Source organism: Martelella limonii (assembly GCF_013344475.1).
In the GTDB taxonomy this organism is placed as follows: Bacteria; Pseudomonadota; Alphaproteobacteria; order Rhizobiales; family Rhizobiaceae; genus Martelella; species Martelella limonii.
This window is the reverse complement of sequence record NZ_JABUOU010000006.1, coordinates 234,827-251,017: the sequence shown is the minus strand read 5'-3', so window position 1 is coordinate 251,017 and position 16,191 is coordinate 234,827. Positions and strand designations below refer to the sequence as shown.

18 protein-coding genes and 2 tRNA genes are annotated in these 16,191 nt (G+C 61.9%); 10 read left to right on the top strand and 10 right to left on the bottom strand.

The window, feature by feature from the left end:
* Positions 1-135 precede the first annotated feature (135 nt).
* Positions 136-212, top strand: a tRNA-Met gene (locus HPQ62_RS14440).
* A gap of 574 nt (positions 213-786) precedes the next feature.
* Entirely contained in the window at positions 787-1,464 is a 678-nt protein-coding gene (locus HPQ62_RS14435; RefSeq protein WP_174803266.1) for a DUF2726 domain-containing protein, read from the top strand.
* A 167-nt stretch (positions 1,465-1,631) separates the two neighbouring features.
* Here the strand turns inward: HPQ62_RS14435 and HPQ62_RS14430 are convergent.
* Positions 1,632-1,707 (bottom strand) — tRNA-Phe (locus tag HPQ62_RS14430).
* Between the two features lie 141 nt (positions 1,708-1,848).
* On the bottom strand, positions 1,849-2,181 hold the full coding sequence (locus HPQ62_RS14425; RefSeq protein WP_174803265.1) for an ArsR/SmtB family transcription factor: 333 nt from the start codon (positions 2,179-2,181) through the stop codon (positions 1,849-1,851).
* Between the two features lie 523 nt (positions 2,182-2,704).
* Between HPQ62_RS14425 and HPQ62_RS14420 the strand changes: the two genes are divergently transcribed.
* Complete coding sequence (locus tag HPQ62_RS14420) at positions 2,705-4,480, top strand: sugar phosphorylase (RefSeq protein WP_206678079.1); 1,776 nt, start codon at positions 2,705-2,707, stop codon at positions 4,478-4,480.
* Here HPQ62_RS14420 and HPQ62_RS14415 read toward each other — a convergent pair.
* The gene (locus HPQ62_RS14415) at positions 4,466-5,236 is read right to left on the bottom strand and encodes a molybdopterin-synthase adenylyltransferase MoeB (protein ID WP_174803264.1); all 771 of its coding nucleotides are present in this window, start codon (positions 5,234-5,236) and stop codon (positions 4,466-4,468) included. The two genes, HPQ62_RS14420 and HPQ62_RS14415, sit on opposite strands and share 15 nt — an antisense overlap.
* 66 nt (positions 5,237-5,302) lie before the next feature.
* Here HPQ62_RS14415 and HPQ62_RS14410 point away from each other — a divergent pair, with 66 nt between their 5' ends.
* Complete coding sequence (locus tag HPQ62_RS14410; protein ID WP_174803263.1) at positions 5,303-5,506, top strand: SlyX family protein; 204 nt, start codon at positions 5,303-5,305, stop codon at positions 5,504-5,506.
* Here HPQ62_RS14410 and recF read toward each other — a convergent pair.
* The 3 genes from recF to HPQ62_RS14395 are packed head-to-tail and all read right to left on the bottom strand — an operon-like array spanning position 5,500 to position 7,328.
* A complete protein-coding gene (recF, locus tag HPQ62_RS14405) occupies positions 5,500-6,633 on the bottom strand; it encodes a DNA replication/repair protein RecF (RefSeq protein ID WP_174803262.1) in 1,134 nt (377 codons plus the stop codon). The genes HPQ62_RS14410 and recF overlap by 7 nt on opposite strands.
* A gap of 33 nt (positions 6,634-6,666) precedes the next feature.
* A complete protein-coding gene (locus HPQ62_RS14400; protein WP_174803261.1) occupies positions 6,667-6,900 on the bottom strand; it encodes a hypothetical protein in 234 nt (77 codons plus the stop codon).
* 38 nt (positions 6,901-6,938) lie between these two features.
* Positions 6,939-7,328, bottom strand: coding sequence for a DUF2794 domain-containing protein (locus HPQ62_RS14395; protein WP_174803260.1), 390 nt, complete (start codon positions 7,326-7,328; stop codon positions 6,939-6,941).
* 250 nt (positions 7,329-7,578) lie between these two features.
* Here HPQ62_RS14395 and HPQ62_RS14390 point away from each other — a divergent pair, with 250 nt between their 5' ends.
* The gene (locus tag HPQ62_RS14390; RefSeq protein ID WP_174803259.1) at positions 7,579-8,730 is read left to right on the top strand and encodes a GNAT family N-acetyltransferase; all 1,152 of its coding nucleotides are present in this window, start codon (positions 7,579-7,581) and stop codon (positions 8,728-8,730) included.
* 201 nt (positions 8,731-8,931) lie between these two features.
* Here the strand turns inward: HPQ62_RS14390 and HPQ62_RS14385 are convergent, their stop codons facing one another.
* The 4 genes from HPQ62_RS14385 to HPQ62_RS14370 form a co-directional block, all read right to left on the bottom strand.
* Entirely contained in the window at positions 8,932-9,504 is a 573-nt protein-coding gene (locus HPQ62_RS14385) for a hypothetical protein (RefSeq protein WP_174803258.1), read from the bottom strand.
* 116 nt (positions 9,505-9,620) lie between these two features.
* Positions 9,621-10,526 carry an oxygen-dependent tRNA uridine(34) hydroxylase TrhO gene (gene trhO / locus HPQ62_RS14380; protein WP_174803257.1) on the bottom strand — a complete coding sequence of 302 codons (906 nt, stop codon included), beginning with the start codon at positions 10,524-10,526 and terminating at the stop codon, positions 9,621-9,623.
* 81 nt (positions 10,527-10,607) lie between these two features.
* Entirely contained in the window at positions 10,608-11,522 is a 915-nt protein-coding gene (locus HPQ62_RS14375; protein ID WP_174803256.1) for a CHAD domain-containing protein, read from the bottom strand.
* 1 nt (position 11,523) lies between these two features.
* Entirely contained in the window at positions 11,524-12,000 is a 477-nt protein-coding gene (locus tag HPQ62_RS14370) for a CYTH domain-containing protein (protein ID WP_174803255.1), read from the bottom strand.
* Between the two features lie 182 nt (positions 12,001-12,182).
* Here HPQ62_RS14370 and HPQ62_RS14365 point away from each other — a divergent pair, with 182 nt between their 5' ends.
* The 5 genes from HPQ62_RS14365 to HPQ62_RS14345 all read left to right on the top strand — a co-directional run bounded on the left by HPQ62_RS14365 (position 12,183) and on the right by HPQ62_RS14345 (position 16,177).
* Positions 12,183-12,824, top strand: coding sequence for a 2-dehydro-3-deoxy-phosphogluconate aldolase (locus tag HPQ62_RS14365; RefSeq protein ID WP_174803254.1), 642 nt, complete (start codon positions 12,183-12,185; stop codon positions 12,822-12,824).
* A 59-nt stretch (positions 12,825-12,883) separates the two neighbouring features.
* Positions 12,884-13,576, top strand: a complete 693-nt coding sequence (locus tag HPQ62_RS14360) for a GNAT family N-acetyltransferase (RefSeq protein ID WP_174803253.1) — start codon at positions 12,884-12,886, stop codon at positions 13,574-13,576.
* A complete protein-coding gene (locus HPQ62_RS14355; protein ID WP_174803252.1) occupies positions 13,569-13,775 on the top strand; it encodes a hypothetical protein in 207 nt (68 codons plus the stop codon). Before HPQ62_RS14360 ends, HPQ62_RS14355 begins: the two co-directional genes overlap by 8 nt.
* Positions 13,776-13,797: 22 nt before the next feature.
* Entirely contained in the window at positions 13,798-14,901 is a 1,104-nt protein-coding gene (locus HPQ62_RS14350) for an adenosylhomocysteinase (RefSeq protein ID WP_174803251.1), read from the top strand.
* Between the two features lie 76 nt (positions 14,902-14,977).
* Positions 14,978-16,177, top strand: coding sequence for a serine hydrolase domain-containing protein (locus tag HPQ62_RS14345; protein WP_244629695.1), 1,200 nt, complete (start codon positions 14,978-14,980; stop codon positions 16,175-16,177).
* The last annotated feature ends 14 nt before the right edge of the window (positions 16,178-16,191 follow it).

Sequence of the window (16,191 nt, the reverse complement as noted above, 5' to 3'; positions counted from 1 at the left end):
AGCATAACGCGGGGTGGAGCAGCCCCCGTCGGACCGCAGAAGGCGAAGCCTTCGAGGACCGACAAAATACAAAACACCGGGCGACCCAATGGACAATCCGTCCAACGCAGGTCCCCCCGGTCGCTCAAAGCATAACGCGGGGTGGAGCAGCCCGGTAGCTCGTCAGGCTCATAACCTGAAGGCCGCAGGTTCAAATCCTGCCCCCGCAACCAAAACTACAAATATAGCCCCCTGACAAAGTCAGGGGGCTTTTTTGTGCAAGGAGGAATAGCGTCGAGGAAACGTTGCGGTGGACATTGCCGCTCATGCGAGTATAGTTAAAGGCAAACTATTCTGGGTTGAATTTCTGGAGATCTGATGAGATGGTTCTGTGTCGCCTCGTCTGAACGTTGGCTCCCAAACCGTGGTGAATTCATATCGGCTGGCACTTTCCTTTTCTCGACACTTGCAGCGTCTCCGATGAAATCTTTGGTGGCGGCCGAGAGATGGTTGGGAGCCGATCGCATGGCCCCGCTGCCGATAGGAGGGGGCAGGCTGTTCAGGCCGGCAACTTTTTCCGAGAGCTTCCGTAGCCGCATGGAACTGCCTGTCCGCTTTGGGCGCGAAAGACGGGGAGCGTTCAAGTGGCCTGCATCGCTACGGCGGACGAGATGGGCGCGCAATGCGGAAACTGTTCCGGAACGACACAAGCAGCGGCATCGCGGGGTCTCGCAGCGCCTGATGATTCAAAAGTACGCGGCGGCAGGCCGTTCTGGCTGATTGAAATAGACAGGAATGGAAGTGCCGATGGAGACCATTTTCCTACTCGTATTTGGTTCTGCGGTTGGATTTTTCGTTCGTGCTTCCCTTGGCCGAAAGCAGGCCGTCAATGCCCTCACGACTGAGATGGCGATGCGCAAGCAGCTGGAACAGCTGCAAGCCGAGAACGGCGCCCTGCATAAGAGCGAAGCGATTCGGCTGGCGAAGATGGAAAGCGCCAGACGCTTCTTCGCGGAGAATGACATATCTGACGTTGAGAACCAGGTGAAGTTCATCCGTCAGGCCAGGTTGCGGGCGGTAGCGCCGGTCAACAAGGAGGCGGTGATGGTCCTCTATGCGCTTGAAAATTGGATTAGGGCAAGCGGTTCCGGCTGGCGCGTCGCCTTCGAGGTTTCGATGGGGGCCTTTATCAAGACCGCCTTTGATCAGAAGGATGAGATGCAAAAGGCCGCTTTCAGTTCCTATAATAGCAAGCGGGTGGATTTTCTTCTGATTGATAAGAAGGGCGCCCCCCGGCTGGTCGTCGAATACCACGGCTCTGGGCACGATCTCTCAGATGATGCCTCGGCGCGTATGGAGGTCAAGCGACTGGCGCTGGAGCGCGCGGGCATCCCACTCGTCGAAATTCCTGCCGGTATGCAGAGGGCGGACATTCTCTCCATGGTGGAACAAGCTCTGCCTCTCGGGCTCGCGCCTGCGGGGTGACAGTCCAGGTTCGAAGTGAAAGACGGCGTTGATTGGGTCGCAAGCGGCGCCTTGAGCGACAAAGTGCTGAGCACGTTCGAATGCGCCACGACGACACGGTCGAAACACATCACTGGCAATGCGCACAACCAACCGCTCGGCACGCCTTGAAAACGATATAGGGGAAGTGGTGCCCAGACGCGGATTCGAACCACGGACACGCGGATTTTCAATCCGCTGCTCTACCAACTGAGCTATCTGGGCTTCCGCCGCGAGGGCGGGTCGGGCAAGCGCCCTTGGGTGAGCGCGTTTATAGCATCTTGTTTTTTCAAGTCCAGCGCCGATTTGCGGAAATTTGAAGAAAAATTCAGTCGGGCCAGCGCTGGCTGCGGGACAGCCCGTGCCTCAGGACGAATGGTCCGTGACGAACGCGTCTGCAAGCAGAATCACGGCCCCGATCCTTGCATTTCCGAGCTCGTAGACGACGTCGTCACCACGCCGCCGCACGGCCACGAGCCGTTCGTGGAGGAGGGTCGATATCGATGTGACCAAGGGCTTGAATGCAAGGCCTGTCGCTTGGCTGAGTTCGCTCAGGGTGCGAGACCCGGTCTGCAGTGCGCGCGCGATCTTCAGGCGGTGATCGGCGGCAAGCAGCGACAGAATTTCCGCAGCCCACATCAGTCGAGCATCGGGCTCGCTTGCCGTCGGGAAGTGGACGACGTCTCCAGTAATGTTCATGATCTTGACCCGTTTTTAATTGTAGTAAAATCTAATTTAGTCATTAGTTTTACTTTTATAGTCTGATTTTCAGGCATCTTTATTTTTTCGGAGTGGCTTTGTCGAATGTTTTTCAACGTTAGTTCGGACTTTTCTGTATTGAGATCGTGGCGGATTGATGGTCCGGCATGAGGGCGGCCATCTTTTGCTGACGCTTAACTCTCCGGTCATCGGGTCAGTTAGCCGGGTGAAGACTTTCATCAATGTTGCAGGCCGGGACGCATTGCAGGAGAGGGCTTGTGGCTGCATGCCGGCAAGGTACGTCTGTCGATGCGATCCTGACTGAATATCCTTCGAAGTCCCGTCTGTAGCCGGTCGGGATGGGAGATGCCGGCGCTCGGGCGAAGCCTGGCGCCCCTTGTCGCGGCTCGACAAGCGCATGCGGCAGCGCAACAGAAGGTCGCCGGTTCATATTGCAGTGCAATTCACAATTGCCAATCGGTTCCGACGTGCTAACCTTGTCAAATAGGGAAAGCAGGTAAGAATGACGACAGTTGCCGAGACGCCGCAAAAGCCCATGGTCATCACCCGCCGGTTGCGGGAAAGCATCAGGCTCCATCTGGAAAACATCTATCCCGAAAAGGACTCGCGCGCGCTGACGCGGCAGGTTCTCGAAGCCTTCTGGAGCGATGGCGTGGTGCCGCGAAAGCGCGGCCGTACCGCCGGCAACGCCATGTGGAGTGCCGACAACACCTATGTCATCACCTATGGCAATTCGATCATCGACGGCGAGCACAAGCCGCTTTCGCTGCTACAGGATTTTCTCACCGAAAACCTGAAGGGCGTGATCAAGGGCGTGCATATCCTGCCCTATTTCCCCTACACATCCGATGACGGCTTCTCGATCACCGATTACCGCGTGGTCGATTCCGGGCTTGGCGGCTGGGAGGATATCGAACGGATCAGCCGCGAGTTCCGCCTGATGTCGGATCTCGTGCTCAACCATTGTTCGAGCCAGAGCCACTGGTTCAACGAATTCCGCATGGGCCACGAGCCCTACAAGGACTTCTTCTTCACCGCCTCACTCGACGACGACCTGTCGCAGGTGGTGCGCCCGCGCGCCCATCCGCTGTTGCGCACTGTCGAGACCGCCGATGGCGAACGCCATGTCTGGTGCACCTTCAGCCATGATCAGGTGGATTTCGATTTCTCCAATCCGGAAGTCCTGCTCGAATTCCTCCGGATCATGCGTTTCCATATCAATCGCGGCGTGCGCACCATCCGGCTCGATGCCTGCGCCTTCATGTGGAAGGAGGTCGGCACCTCCTGCATCCATCTGCCAGAGACCCATGAAATCATCCGGCTGATGCGGGTGCTGGCCGACTTCAGCGAGGAAAGCGTGGTTCTCATTACCGAGACCAATGTTCCGAATGTCGAAAACCTTTCCTATTTCGGCAATCGCAACGAAGCGCACATGATCTACAATTTCTCGCTGCCGCCCCTGATGCTGCACGCGCTCTTGAACGGCACGTCGCACTATCTCAATGCCTGGCAGATGGCGATGCCGCCGGCCCAGATGGGGTGCGCCTATTTCAACTTCACCGCCTCTCATGACGGCATCGGACTCCGCCCTGCCGAGAGCCTTTTGTCGGAAGAGGCGATCACCGGCATGGTCGATACCATCCAGCAATTCGGCGGCCGGGTGTCGATGCGCCAGCTCTCCGATGGCACGATGCGGCCCTACGAGATGAATGTGTCGCTGTTCGATGCGCTGAAGGGCACCGTCAAGGGCGAGGATGAATACAACATCCCGCGCTTCCTCTGCAGCCAGACGATCGCCATGGCGCTGGAAGGGATTCCGGCCTTCTACATCCACTCGCTGCTGGCGACCGGCAATGATCAGGAGGGCGTGGAAAAATCGGGCCACAACCGCGCCATCAATCGCCATCGCTGGAATTACGACAGGCTGCAGGAAGCGCTTGCCGATGAAACCACGCAGCATGCGCAGGTCTTCAACGAAATGTGCCGGCTGATCGGCATCCGCACCCAGCAGCAGGCCTTCCACCCGAACGCCACCCAGTTCACGCTCCATCTCGGCGAAAAGCTGTTCGGCTTCTGGCGCCAGAGCGTCGATCGCTCGCAGAGCATCTTCGCGATCGGCAACGTAACGGACGAAACGCTGGAAATTCCGGCCATGTCGCTCAACCTGATCGGCGGCGAGAACTGGACCGACCTGATTTCCGGAGAGCCGATTACGGGCGGCGGCAACAAGATCAGCTTTGCGCCCTACCAGTGCCGGTGGATTTCAAACCGGGCGTGACTTTCGCTTATAGCGGATCGTCTCGAACCGGGCGCCAAGCCCGTCATAGAGCAGGAGCCTGCCGATCAGCGGTTCGCCCGCGCCGGTGATCAGCTTGATCGCCTCCATCGCCATCAGCGTGCCGATCACGCCCGTAACCGGGCCGATGACGCCGGCTTCCGCGCAGGACGGCACGAGCCCTGCGGGCGGCTGCTTCGGATAGAGGTCGCGGTAGCGCGGATTGGGCTTGCCGTCCGCATCGTGCCGATGCGGGCAGAGCACGGTGAGCGAGCCGTCGAAGCGGCCGACCGCGCCTGTGACCAGCGGGATTTCCGCCCGCTCGGCGGCATCTGCCGCAAGGTAACGGGTGTCGAAATTATCCGAGCCGTCCATCAGGATGTCATAGCCCTTGAGCATGGCATCGATATTGCCATCGTCGAGCCGGGCGTCATGCCGCTTCACGATCACATGCGGGTTGATCCGGGCAATCGCCCGGGCCGCGCTTTCGGTCTTTGCCGCGCCGATCGTGCCGCTGTCGTGGATCACCTGGCGCTGCAGGTTTGACAGGCTGACGCCGTCATCATCGGCAATGCCGAGCGTGCCGACCCCGGCGGCGGCGAGATAGGCCAGCACCGGGCTTCCGAGCCCGCCGGCCCCGATCACCAGCACGCGGGCCCGCTTCAGCGCCTGCTGGCCCGCGCCGCCGATTTCGGGCAGCACGATGTGGCGGGCGTAGCGTTCGATTTCCTCGGAGGAGAGGGGTTCACTGTCGATCATCTGCGGACTATAGCAGGGGCAATCGGGGCGGACATGCCCGTTTTTTAAAAGGTGGCGGAAAATTCCATGAGTGACGCGCGCATCGTAGAGCTGGAAGAAACCCTCGCCTATCAGGCGAAGACCATAGACGAACTGTCCGAGCAACTGACCCTTCAGTGGAAGGAGATCGACCGGCTCAAGAAGCAGTTCGAGGTTCTGACCGACCGGTTCCTGACGTTGGAAGAAACCGCCGGCGAACGCCCGGCGATCACCAAGCCGCCGCATTACTGATCGGCTTCGCCCACTATGCTGCCCGCGGTCACGTTGAAGAACTGGCCGCGATCGCCGAGCGCGTCGAACAGCGCACGGTCCGTGCCGGTCATGAAGGCCTGTCCGCCGATATCGTCGATCCGCTCGAACAGCGCCTTGCGCCTGCCGGCATCGAGATGGGCCGCCACCTCGTCAAACAGCATGATCGGCGGATATCCGCTGATCCGGCGCGTCAACTCCGCATGCGCCAGCACCAGCCCGATCAGTAGCGCCTTCTGCTCTCCGGTCGAACAGAGCGCCGCCTCCATCTGTTTTGCCGCATGGCGCACGTCGAGGTCGCTCCTGTGCGGGCCGTCGAGCGTGCGCCCGGCGCCTGCATCGCGGTAGCGTTCTTCCTCCAGAAGCGCGCGGTAGCGGTCCTCGAGATCGATCGAAGGGGCTTCGGCGTGATCGGCGAAGAAGCCGGAAAGATTGATTTCGGGGATCGGGAAGGGCGAGCCGCCGGCGGTCTCGGCAATCAGCGCGGCGAGAAGCGATACCAGTTCGCGCCGCGCCAGCGCCATCGCCACGCCGAGGCTTGCCATCTGCGCTTCGAGCCCGGAAAGCCAGGCGGGTTCCATTCGCCGCTCCGACAGGAGCCGGTTGCGCGAGCGCATGGCGCGTTCGAAATCGGCGACGCGGCGTCCGTGGGCGGGGTCGATCGACAACACCATGCGATCGACGAAGCGGCGCCGGTCGGAGGCCGAACCGGTAAAGAGCCCGTCCATCGCAGGCGTCAGCCAGATCACGCGGGCGTGGTCGAGCAGTTCGTCGCCGCTTGCCGCCTGGGTGCCGTTGATGCGTACCTTGCGGGCCGCCCCTTCCGCGCCATCGGTCCCGGTGCCAATCGCGACGCCGCCTTCCATGCCTTCGAGCTCGGTAAAGACGGTGAAACCGGCTGAAGCCTCCTTGCGGACCACCTGTCCATAGGCCGCGCGCCTCAGCCCCCTGCCGGGCGACAGGAAGGAGACGGCTTCCAGAAGATTGGTCTTGCCCGAACCGTTGTCGCCCGTCAGCACCACATGCCGCCCGTCGAAGGAGAGCGCTGCATGCGCGTAATTGCGGAAGTCGGTCAGCTTCAGCGATGTCAGGAAGATCAGGGGCAGCATGATGCGGTTCGGCTCAAATCATCGGTCCGCCCCTTATGGGCCAAAAGACACGACGGCGAAAGCCTGTCGGGCATTGCTTTCCGAAGCCAGTGGCATCAGCCGGGAGCAGGGCGGGTCGTTTTCGAAAGCCGTCAGTTCGTTGAAAAAACTGCAGCGCGGCAAGGGTTTGCAATGCGCTTTCTGAAATTCAACAGCCTTGGCCGCCTGGATGCTCGGTCCGAGCATGACCCCTGTGAGCGTGTCAGCGAAATCGTCCTGCTCATTCAACAGGATGTCAGCAGTCTGGCGGCCTTGGAAAACGTGCGCTATTTCTCGACCAGTTTCAGGTTCCGGTCGAAGACCTTCAGCACCTGTCGAAGGTCATGGCCGCGTTTCAGCACCATGCCGGCGGTGTTGGTCACGCAAAATGCGCCCTGCTTGGCGGCAAGTTTCGGGTTCTTCTCGATCCGGTAAAGCGGCAGTTCGCCGGCGCGCTTGAACACCGAGAATACGGCCTTGTCCTTCATGTGATCGAGGGCGTAATCGCGCCACTCGCCTTCGCCGACCATACGTCCGTAGATCCAGAGGATTGCATCGAGTTCGCGTCGATGGAATGTGATCGGCAGGGTTTCGTTCTTCTGACCCGCGCGATACTGGGTGATATCCACGATGTTGGCATCGCCCCGACCGCGTTGCGTTTCCGGCTTCTCGGCCATAGCGTCTCCGCTTCGCAAACATGACAGTTGAAAGACAGTCTGCCCTTATCAGGTAAAATTGCAAGACCGGTTTCGCGGCATGGTCCGGCCAACGCTTTGTTAACTGAAACGGGTTATCCCTTGTTAAGTGCGTTTGTAAGAGTTCAGTATCCATGCGTCATGGTCCCTCAAAGCCGTCCGTTTCCGGCATGCCGGCAAAGCCTTGGGTAACGGCGGCGTACAATCTCGCGCTTTTGAGAGCGGGGTGGCGATGAGCATCATTCGCAAGGACCTCGGTCAACGCCCGCCCGCCCGCCTCAAATCCAAGCTCTCCGTCGTCCAGCCCGGCAAGGCCGTTCCCGATATCCGTCTGGAGGTCAGAAGCGGTGGTGAGTTCTCGCTCTATTCGCAGGCGCCCGATCATATGGAAGCGGCGATGGATCGTCTCGCCGAGACCGCCATCGAGCGCAACATCTTCCAGACGCCCGCCTTTCTGCTGCCCGCCCTTGGCGAAAGCCATTCGCTGCTGCGCGTCGCGCTGATGGAAGATGGCAGCGACAGCGATGACAGCCTGACCGCGCTGATGACGTTTTCGGTGCGCGGCAACGGCTCGCACCTGCTTGCTCATGCCATTGGCGATATCGGCTATCACGCGCCGCTGATCTCCCGGCATCGGCCGATGGCAACGCTCGACCAGCTGTTCGAGGCGCTGGCCGGCTCGCTCGTCAACCTGCCGGGCATAGCGGTGTTCCCGCATCTGCTTGCCGATGGCGCCTTCATGCGGTTTGCCCGAGCGGTCGCTGCCGCCCGCGGCCTTGCCTTTCGCGTGACCCATGCCCGCCGCCGCCGTGCGCTTTCCGGAACGCTTCAGCCCAATGCCGGGCTTTCCGCATCGGAGCGCGCGTTGTGGCAGGAGCATCTCCAAAAGTGGGAAGCGCTCAACAGGCGCGGAAAGGTCGGCTACCGGATTGCCCGCAATCCCTCGGAAGCGGCCGGAATGCTCGAGGACCTTTCGGCGCTGACCGAAGTCGTCGACGAGGACCGCGCCCGGTTTAGAGCCTTGTTGCCAACGGCGCGAAAGCTCGCGCTGAACGATCAGCTCCGGATCCATGCGCTCTATCTCGACGGCGACATGATCGCGGCTGCTGTCCAGCCGCTCACCAATGGCGAGGCCTGGATCTGGCAGGTCTTCGTGCGGCCCGACATGGCGCAGGACGCCGTCGACGAGCAGCTGATCATGCGGCTGACGGAATGGAACGGCCGCGATGCCAATATCGCAATCACCCGCACGGCGCCCGGCGCCGGGCCCTATCTCGCCGAACGTTTCTGGCCGGTCGATGAAGGCTATGCGACGCTGATGGTCGCGATCCGCCCCGGCATGGAACGCGCGCTCGACGCCCTTGCGCGCGACCATCGCGGGTAGATTTCCCGGGCGGTGCGCGCTTTCCGATCGCGTTTTTTGATTATGTGAATCGCTTTTCTTTGGCAGTGCCGATCTGCCTGGATCCTCGGGCCAAGCCCGAGGATGACCAGAGTTTGGGCGAAGCGTCCTGTCAACAAGCGGAGACGCCGGCTGTAGGCCGGCGTGACATCCGGATGGGGACCGGAGAGGCTGGCCGTCTCGTCAGCACGCCTTCAGGCGCGAGCCTTCCGGGCGGTTCATCAGGGTGAAGATGTCGATGTCGGAAAGGAGCGGGTGGAAGTCCTGCTCGGAATCCGCCCGGATCAGCACTTCGAGCGGAACCACCGGCGCCACCATGGCACCCTTCCAGCAGGCGGCATCGAGGTCGACTTCGAAGCCCGGCTTGGCGCTGCCGGCGTCGCGCGCGGCCGCCATCAGCTCCTGCTGATCGCGCAGGCGCAACGCATCGGCCGGCGCAAGGCGCAGGAGCGTCACGACCTGGCCGGGCTTGCGGAACTCGGCAACGGCGCTCGAGGCATTTTCAGGCGCTGCGTCGACCAGCATGTAGTTCTGGCTGATATCGCCGCCTGCACCCCGCTGATAGACGGTGAGCTCGATCTGGTTTTTCGGGAGGCTGAATTCCTCCGGCGCGAGCACCGCAATCCGGAGCGATGCCGGATTGGCGGCGATCGGTGTGGGGATCGGATCGCTGCCACCGGGCATGAACGAAAAGGTCGAACAGGCCGAAAGCAGCGCTGCTGCGGAAATTACCAGGGAAGTTGCCAGAAAACGCATGAGGCCGGTCGTCCTGCTTGAAGTTCGGTGACGGCGAACTTACCCGAGCAGGATTAATGCCGGGTAAAATCGGTGTCGCGTACAGACGCTTTCAATCCAGGCGCGACAATCCGCCTTCAGGCGCCGAGATGCCGTTCGCCGCGGGCCTTTGCCAGCGCAATCTGGTGCTGGCGTTCGCGGAAGCGGGCGCGGTCGGTTTCCGAGTAGGTCTCGGCGCAATGCGGGCAGGAAACCCCTGCCTCGTAATCGGCCGAAAGCTTGTCTTCCGGCGTCACCGGATGGCGGCAGGCGTGGCAGAGCTCATGCTCGCCTTCCTTGAGCCCGTGGGTCACGGAAACGCGCTCGTCGAACACGAAGCAGGCGCCGTCCCAGAGGCTGTTTTCTTCCGGAACCTCTTCGAGATATTTCAGGATGCCGCCCTTCAGGTGGTAGACCTCATCGAAGCCCTGCTGCTTCATGAAGGCGGTTGCCTTTTCGCAGCGAATGCCGCCGGTGCAGTACATCGCGATCTTCGGCTTGTTGTGCAGGCCCTGGTTTTCCGCGACCCAGGCCGGAAACTCGCGAAAGGTCCTGGTCTTGGGGTCGACGGCGCCGCGGAAGGTGCCGATCGCAGTTTCGTAATCATTGCGGGTGTCGATCACGATCGTATCCGGATCGGAGATCAGCGCGTTCCAGTCCTTCGCCTCGACATAGGTGCCGACCGATTGCAGCGGATCGACCGTCTCCACGCCCATGGTGACGATTTCCTTCTTCAGCCGCACCTTCATGCGGATGAAAGGCATTTTCGAAGCGGTGCTTTCCTTGTGCTCGGTACCGGCAAGCTCAGGCCGCGCGCGGATGAAGGCGAGCACATTGGCAATGCCTTCCGGCGTGCCGGCGATCGTGCCGTTGATGCCTTCATGGGCAAGCAGCAGCGTGCCCTTCACGCCGTTTTCGTCGGCGACAGCCTGCAGCGGCGCGCGAAACGATGCGAAATCGGGAAAACGGGCGAAATGATAAAGCGCTGCGACCAGATATGACATGGTCTGCCTCCGCGGTTCGTTCGGTCTATCAGGTAAATTGGTGGCCCGCCCAATACACCCATTGGCAGGGCTTTGCAATTCTCAGGCCTCGTCCCGCGCCTGGTGCTTCTTCCAGAGCGTGCGGATCACCGCTGCCTCCATGTCGGCATCATCGTCGAACACCTTGCGGGCGGATTTTACCGCACGGCGGCGCAGCAGAGCCCGTTCGGCAAGGGCTGCCTTGCGGCATAGGCCGAGAACGTCAAGCGGCATGTCGGGTGCATCCTGGCTTTCAAGCAGCGCGATCAATCCGCTGAGGTCGTGCTCGTGGCCGACGAGATCGGCAAGCGCCTTGGCATCGGCGCGCTTCGCCTTCAGCGCGGACGGCCAGAGCGGCGAAACCAGCGCGCAGAACATCCAGTAGGTCTGGGCCTCCTTGCGCAACTCGTGGAAGTGCTCGTCGCTTTCTTCCGCGCGCACCGCCATCACGGCGACATGGGCGGCGTCAAGCTGCTTCTCCCAGGCCTTTGCGAGCGCCTTTTGCGGTTTCACGTCATCGAAATCCTGCCTCTCCACCGCCGCGATCGCATCGCGGCAGACGGTGATCGCATCCTTCGCCTTCTTCTGAAGCGCATCGTCGCCCGATGCCATCCGGTCGCGGCGTGCTGCAAGCGCTGCCTCAAGGCGGGCCAGCGCCATGTCGGTATCGCCATCGGCCGCCTTCTGCCTCAGATAATGCAGGCATTCGATCATGGCGGCGGCATCGCGGTCGGCGGACAGGGTTCGTGCAAGTTCGCGGATGCGGGCATTCTCCTCGCGCGCAAACGCCTTGGCGGCAGGGCGTATCAGGCGGTAGAGGCCGCGGACCCGCTTGAATTTCTTGCGCGCGTCGTGGATCGCCTCATGGATGCCGTCCGGCTGCTTCTTCAGCGCCCGCATGGCATCTTCGAGCTGGGAGATCGCCACCTTCCTGACGGCTTCGTCGAAAGGACGGTCGGGGTCGAGCGTGAAGGCCATGTCAGTCTGTCTCCGTCGGTAGCGTGCCGGTCTGCGAGAGCGTCTGGTTGAGATAGCGCGGATCGCCGGTCACCTCGCGGCCGAGCCATTCCGGCAGGGCGGGGATCGCCGCTTCGTCCGGCAGTTCCACCTCGGCCACCACAAGGCCGGCATGAGCGCCATGATAAACATCGATTTCCCAGACGAAATCGCCGTCCGGGACGCGGTAGCGGGTCTTGTCTATGACAGCGCCGAGCGCATGGGAGGCGAGTTCCTTCGCATCCGCAAGGGGAATGTCGTATTCGTATTCGTCGCGGGAAAGGCCGGCGCCGCCGAACTTCATCGTCAGCCGCGCGGTCGCGCCATCGGTGATGCGCACGCGCGCAGAGCGTTCCGGGCCGCTCATCAGATAGGCCTGGGTCAGCCTTGCGCCTTTTGTCGCATGGTGTTTCCAGCCATCTCCATCGACCAGAAACTTGCGTTCGATTTCCTTGGCCATCGTCCCTTTCCGCATCTGTCGAGACGGCGCGCAGCAGTCATTCTGCGCACATGAACACACGTTATGGAGATGTCTTCGTCCGCAGGCAATGGCCCGCTTCGATTATGCCCGCTTCGGGGCTCGACTTGCAGCCGTCGGCGCGGTATCCCAGACACACTATCAATGAAGGCACCGGTTGGAAGATGGAAGCGAAAACACAAACCCTCCTCAAGGCGCTGACGGCGCAGCCCGTGATCCCGGTCATGATCGTCGAATCGATCGAACATGCCGTGCCGCTGGCGCGCGCACTGGTCGAAGGCGGCTTGAAGACCCTCGAGATTACCCTGCGCACCGATGCGGCCCTTGATGCCATCAGGGCCATGACGGACGAGATCGAAGGCGCGGTTATCGGCGCCGGCACCATCCTGTCTGCGCGCGATTATGCCGCAGCCGAAAAGGCCGGTGCACAGTTCATCGTCTCGCCCGGCATCAACGGCGATATCCTCGACGCCGCAGACGACAGCGAAGTGCCGCTCTTGCCCGGCACGGCAACGGCAAGCGAAGTGCTGTCGCTGCGCGAGGAAGGCTACCGGGTGATGAAGTTCTTCCCCGCCGAACAGGCCGGCGGCGCGCCCTATCTGAAGGCGCTTGCTTCGCCTCTGCCCGATATCAAGTTCTGCCCCACCGGCGGCGTATCGCTCGAGAATGCGGCGGATTACCTGAAGCTTCCGAACGTCGTCTGCGTCGGCGGCTCTTGGGTTGCGCCGAAGGACATGGTCGCGCGTGGTGACTGGGACGGGATCCGCAGGCTCGCCGAAGAGGCCTGCGCCAAGCTGAAGGTCTGAGGCCACCGGCTTTTTCCGGCCCCGGCCTTGCGGTCGGGGCCCTTGCATAAGGGGATGCAATGCAGGATCTGTCCGATTTTCCGCCGCGCGCGCGTCCGCAGCCGATCGTCCAGAACGGCGCAAGCGTTGCCGTGGAGCCTTATGACGGGGCCCGCCACGGGGAAGAGCTCTTCGAGGGGCTTGGTGGTACGGCGGATGCGATCAATGCGCTCCTGCTTTATTTTCCGAACGGGCCGTTCGAGGGGGTCTCGGATTTCCGCGCCTGGCTCGACCGCGAAAACGCGTCCGGCAGCTACGTGACCCGCGTCTTCCGTTCCGTGGACAGCGGCAAGCTCGTTGGCATGGCGAGCTATATGCGGCTCGACGAGAAGAACGGGGTGATCGAGGTCGGCGCGGTTGCCCACGGCCCGGCGATGCAGCGCTCGACCATGTCCACCGAAGTCCATTACCTGATGGCGCGCCACGTCTTCGACGATCTCGGCTACCGGCGCTATGAGTGGAAGCTCAACAACGACAACGCAAAAAGCCATGCGAGCGCGAAGCGGCTCGGCTTTGCCTATGAAGGCGTGTTCCGCCAGCATATGGTGGCCAAGGGCAAGAACCGCGACACGGCATGGTATGCAATGATCGACAGCGACTGGCCGGGGCTGAAGGCGGCATTCGAGGCCTTTCTGTCACCGGCGAATTTCGATGCGGGTGGCGGCCAGATCCGTTCGCTTGCAGCGATCCGGGAGGGAGCCGTCCATGGCTGAATCGAACAACCGCTCCGCGATCATAGCCGCAGCGGTGATCTTTCTCGGCCTCCTGATCGGGGGCTATTTCCTGCCCGATGCGGTGCTCTATCTCTCACAGTTTTCAGTGTGGCTTGCCATCGGCGTCGGCGTTCTGTTCGTGCTTGCGGTCTTCATGATATTCTGGCTGCGCGCCCGCTACCAGAAGCGCCACGGATAAAGGGCTCAGAAAAGGCGAGGCGATGACCGAGATTACAGCGAACTGGGCCGCGGCCCACATGCCGCGCACCGCGCGCGCGGTGGCCGCACTGCCGGACATGACGGGCGTAAGGCTCGCCATGAGCATGCATCTCGACATGAAGATGCTGCCGCTGGTGAAAGGGCTTGCAGGCCGGGGCGCGGAGCTTTTCGTGACCACCTGCAATCCTGCAACCGTGCGCAACGAGGTCGTCGATGCGATGCGCGCCGCCGGCGCCCGGGTCGATGCCTACAAGAACATGCCGGAAGACGACTGGATGACGGCGATCCGCACCGGCCTCGACTGGCAGCCGACGCATCTTTGCGAGATGGGCTCGGACTTCACCCATATGCTGCTGTCGGAAGGCATGGACATGCCGCCGATCAGGGCTGGGCTTGAGGCAACCGGATCGGGGATCAACCGCCTCAAGGGCGCGCTGCCGCCCTGGCCGATCTTCAACTGGGACGACCTGCCGGTGAAGGAAGGGCTCCACAACCGCCACATGGTGGGCCTGACCACCTGGAACGCCTTCTTCACCCGCACGCTGCTGAGCCTCCATGAAAAGAACGTGCTTGTGGTCGGCTACGGCTCTGTGGGCCAGGGCCTTGCGGCAAGCGCGCGGGCCTTCGGCGGCACGGTGATGGTGGCCGAAGTTGATCCTGCGCGGCTTCTGCAGGCGCGCTATGATGGTTTCCTTGCAGGGTCGGTGCCGGACGTCGCGCCGCTTGCGGATGTGATCGTGACCGGTACCGGCGCACATCATGTCGTGCCGTATTCGGTAATCGAAGACCTGAAGGATGGCTGTTTCCTGCTGAATGCCGGGCATCGGATCGACGAGATCGAGCTGTCGCCGCTTGCGGGGCTTGAAAAGGTCGATGCACTGCCGGCCGTCACGACCTACAGGCTTGTCTCCGGCAACAGCATCCATCTGTTCGTGAATGGCGCCATGGCCAATCTGGTGGGCGGCGAGGGCGACAGTCTGAACGCATTCGACATGACGCTTGCGGTGATGGCCGAGGGGATCGGCCACATTGTCGGGGCGGGAGAAGACGCCGCGTCCGGTGTGCATCTTCTGCCGCGTTCTGTCTGGGAACGCGCCTGCGCCTGATCGGCGCGTATCCGGACCTCATGCCGTCTGCGGGCGGCAGATGAAACCCGGCCTGGCCGGAAACAGGGGAAACATGATGCTGAACGGATTTTTCGCACGCCTTCTGGGGCGCAATGGCAGAGCCATGCTTGCGGGCCTGCCGCTCGCGCTTGCAGCAATGCCTGCCGCAGCCTTCGATCTTCCGGCATACCTCCAGACCATCCGGGCGGACTATGATGTCCCCGCCATTGCGGCTGCGGTCGTCAAGAATGGCGAGACCGTCGCCATTGCCGCTGTCGGCACACGGGTCGCGGGCGAGGATATTCCGGTCGCAATCGATGACCGCTTTCATCTCGGCTCAAACACCAAGGCGATGACCGCGACGCTTGCGGCGATGATGGTGGAAGAGGGCAAGCTCGACTGGGATGTCACCGTCGGCGACGTGCTCGGCGAAGACTTTCCGGGCATGAGCGAAAGCCTCCGCAACGCGACCCTTGTCGAATTGCTGTCGCATTCAAGCGGCATTCCCTCTGACGATGCCGAACTGGTCGACCTCTATTTCTCGGCAGAAACCTTTGATTACAATCCGTGGGAACGCCGCCATAACCTGCTCGACACCTGGAAGGCGCATGAGATCACTGTGCCGGAAGGCTCGCCCTTCCAGTATTCGAACTTCGGTTACGTCATCGCCGCGATGATGGTGGAAAAGGTCTCCGGCGCGCATTGGGAAACCATGATCAACGAGCGGATCTTCGCGCCGCTCGGCCTTGAGACGGCGGGCCTCGGTCCACAGGCGACCTTTGGCGTCATCGACGCGCCGGTCAGCCACCGTCTTCGAGAGGACGGATCGCTGAAGCCGATCTACTGGGGGCCTGCCTCAGATGTGCCGCCGGTAATCGGACCCGCCGGCAATGCGCATATGTCGATCGGCGACTATGCCCAATGGGCGGGCTGGAATGCCGGCGAGGGAAAGCGCGGGCCTGCGCTGGTTTCGGCCGAGACGCTGAAATTCCTGCATCAGCCGCAGGTCGAAACGCCGGTTCTGGAAAACGCGCCGCCCGGAACGCCCACCACCGGTGCCTATGCGCTTGGCTGGGGCGTGGTTCCGTTTGACTTCGCGCCTGAGCCGCTGGTGACCCATAACGGCTCCAATTCGATGAACCTTGCGCGGATCATCATCGATCCCGAGCAGGACCTCGCGATCGCGGTTCTCCTCAACCGTCCGGGTCAGGCCGCGCAGGAAGCGGGCGGAGCGGTTCTTGAAAAGCTCTATACCGAATATTCGACGCCCGATTGATCGCTTCGCGATCG

Bases quoted from the DNA above. Each gene is read 5' to 3' on its own strand.
- HPQ62_RS14435 (WP_174803266.1), top strand. From the start codon at position 787: ATGGAGACCATTTTCCTACTCGTATTTGGTTCTGCGGTTGGATTTTTC.
- HPQ62_RS14425 (WP_174803265.1), bottom strand. From the start codon at position 2,181: ATGAACATTACTGGAGACGTCGTCCACTTCCCGACGGCAAGCGAGCCC.
- HPQ62_RS14420 (WP_206678079.1), top strand. From the start codon at position 2,705: ATGACGACAGTTGCCGAGACGCCGCAAAAGCCCATGGTCATCACCCGC.
- HPQ62_RS14415 (WP_174803264.1), bottom strand. From the start codon at position 5,236: ATGATCGACAGTGAACCCCTCTCCTCCGAGGAAATCGAACGCTACGCC.
- HPQ62_RS14410 (WP_174803263.1), top strand. From the start codon at position 5,303: ATGAGTGACGCGCGCATCGTAGAGCTGGAAGAAACCCTCGCCTATCAG.
- recF (WP_174803262.1), bottom strand. From the start codon at position 6,633: ATGCTGCCCCTGATCTTCCTGACATCGCTGAAGCTGACCGACTTCCGC.
- HPQ62_RS14395 (WP_174803260.1), bottom strand. From the start codon at position 7,328: ATGGCCGAGAAGCCGGAAACGCAACGCGGTCGGGGCGATGCCAACATC.
- HPQ62_RS14390 (WP_174803259.1), top strand. From the start codon at position 7,579: ATGAGCATCATTCGCAAGGACCTCGGTCAACGCCCGCCCGCCCGCCTC.
- HPQ62_RS14385 (WP_174803258.1), bottom strand. From the start codon at position 9,504: ATGCGTTTTCTGGCAACTTCCCTGGTAATTTCCGCAGCAGCGCTGCTT.
- trhO (WP_174803257.1), bottom strand. From the start codon at position 10,526: ATGTCATATCTGGTCGCAGCGCTTTATCATTTCGCCCGTTTTCCCGAT.
- HPQ62_RS14375 (WP_174803256.1), bottom strand. From the start codon at position 11,522: ATGGCCTTCACGCTCGACCCCGACCGTCCTTTCGACGAAGCCGTCAGG.
- HPQ62_RS14370 (WP_174803255.1), bottom strand. From the start codon at position 12,000: ATGGCCAAGGAAATCGAACGCAAGTTTCTGGTCGATGGAGATGGCTGG.
- HPQ62_RS14365 (WP_174803254.1), top strand. From the start codon at position 12,183: ATGGAAGCGAAAACACAAACCCTCCTCAAGGCGCTGACGGCGCAGCCC.
- HPQ62_RS14360 (WP_174803253.1), top strand. From the start codon at position 12,884: ATGCAGGATCTGTCCGATTTTCCGCCGCGCGCGCGTCCGCAGCCGATC.
- HPQ62_RS14355 (WP_174803252.1), top strand. From the start codon at position 13,569: ATGGCTGAATCGAACAACCGCTCCGCGATCATAGCCGCAGCGGTGATC.
- HPQ62_RS14350 (WP_174803251.1), top strand. From the start codon at position 13,798: ATGACCGAGATTACAGCGAACTGGGCCGCGGCCCACATGCCGCGCACC.
- HPQ62_RS14345 (WP_244629695.1), top strand. From the start codon at position 14,978: ATGCTGAACGGATTTTTCGCACGCCTTCTGGGGCGCAATGGCAGAGCC.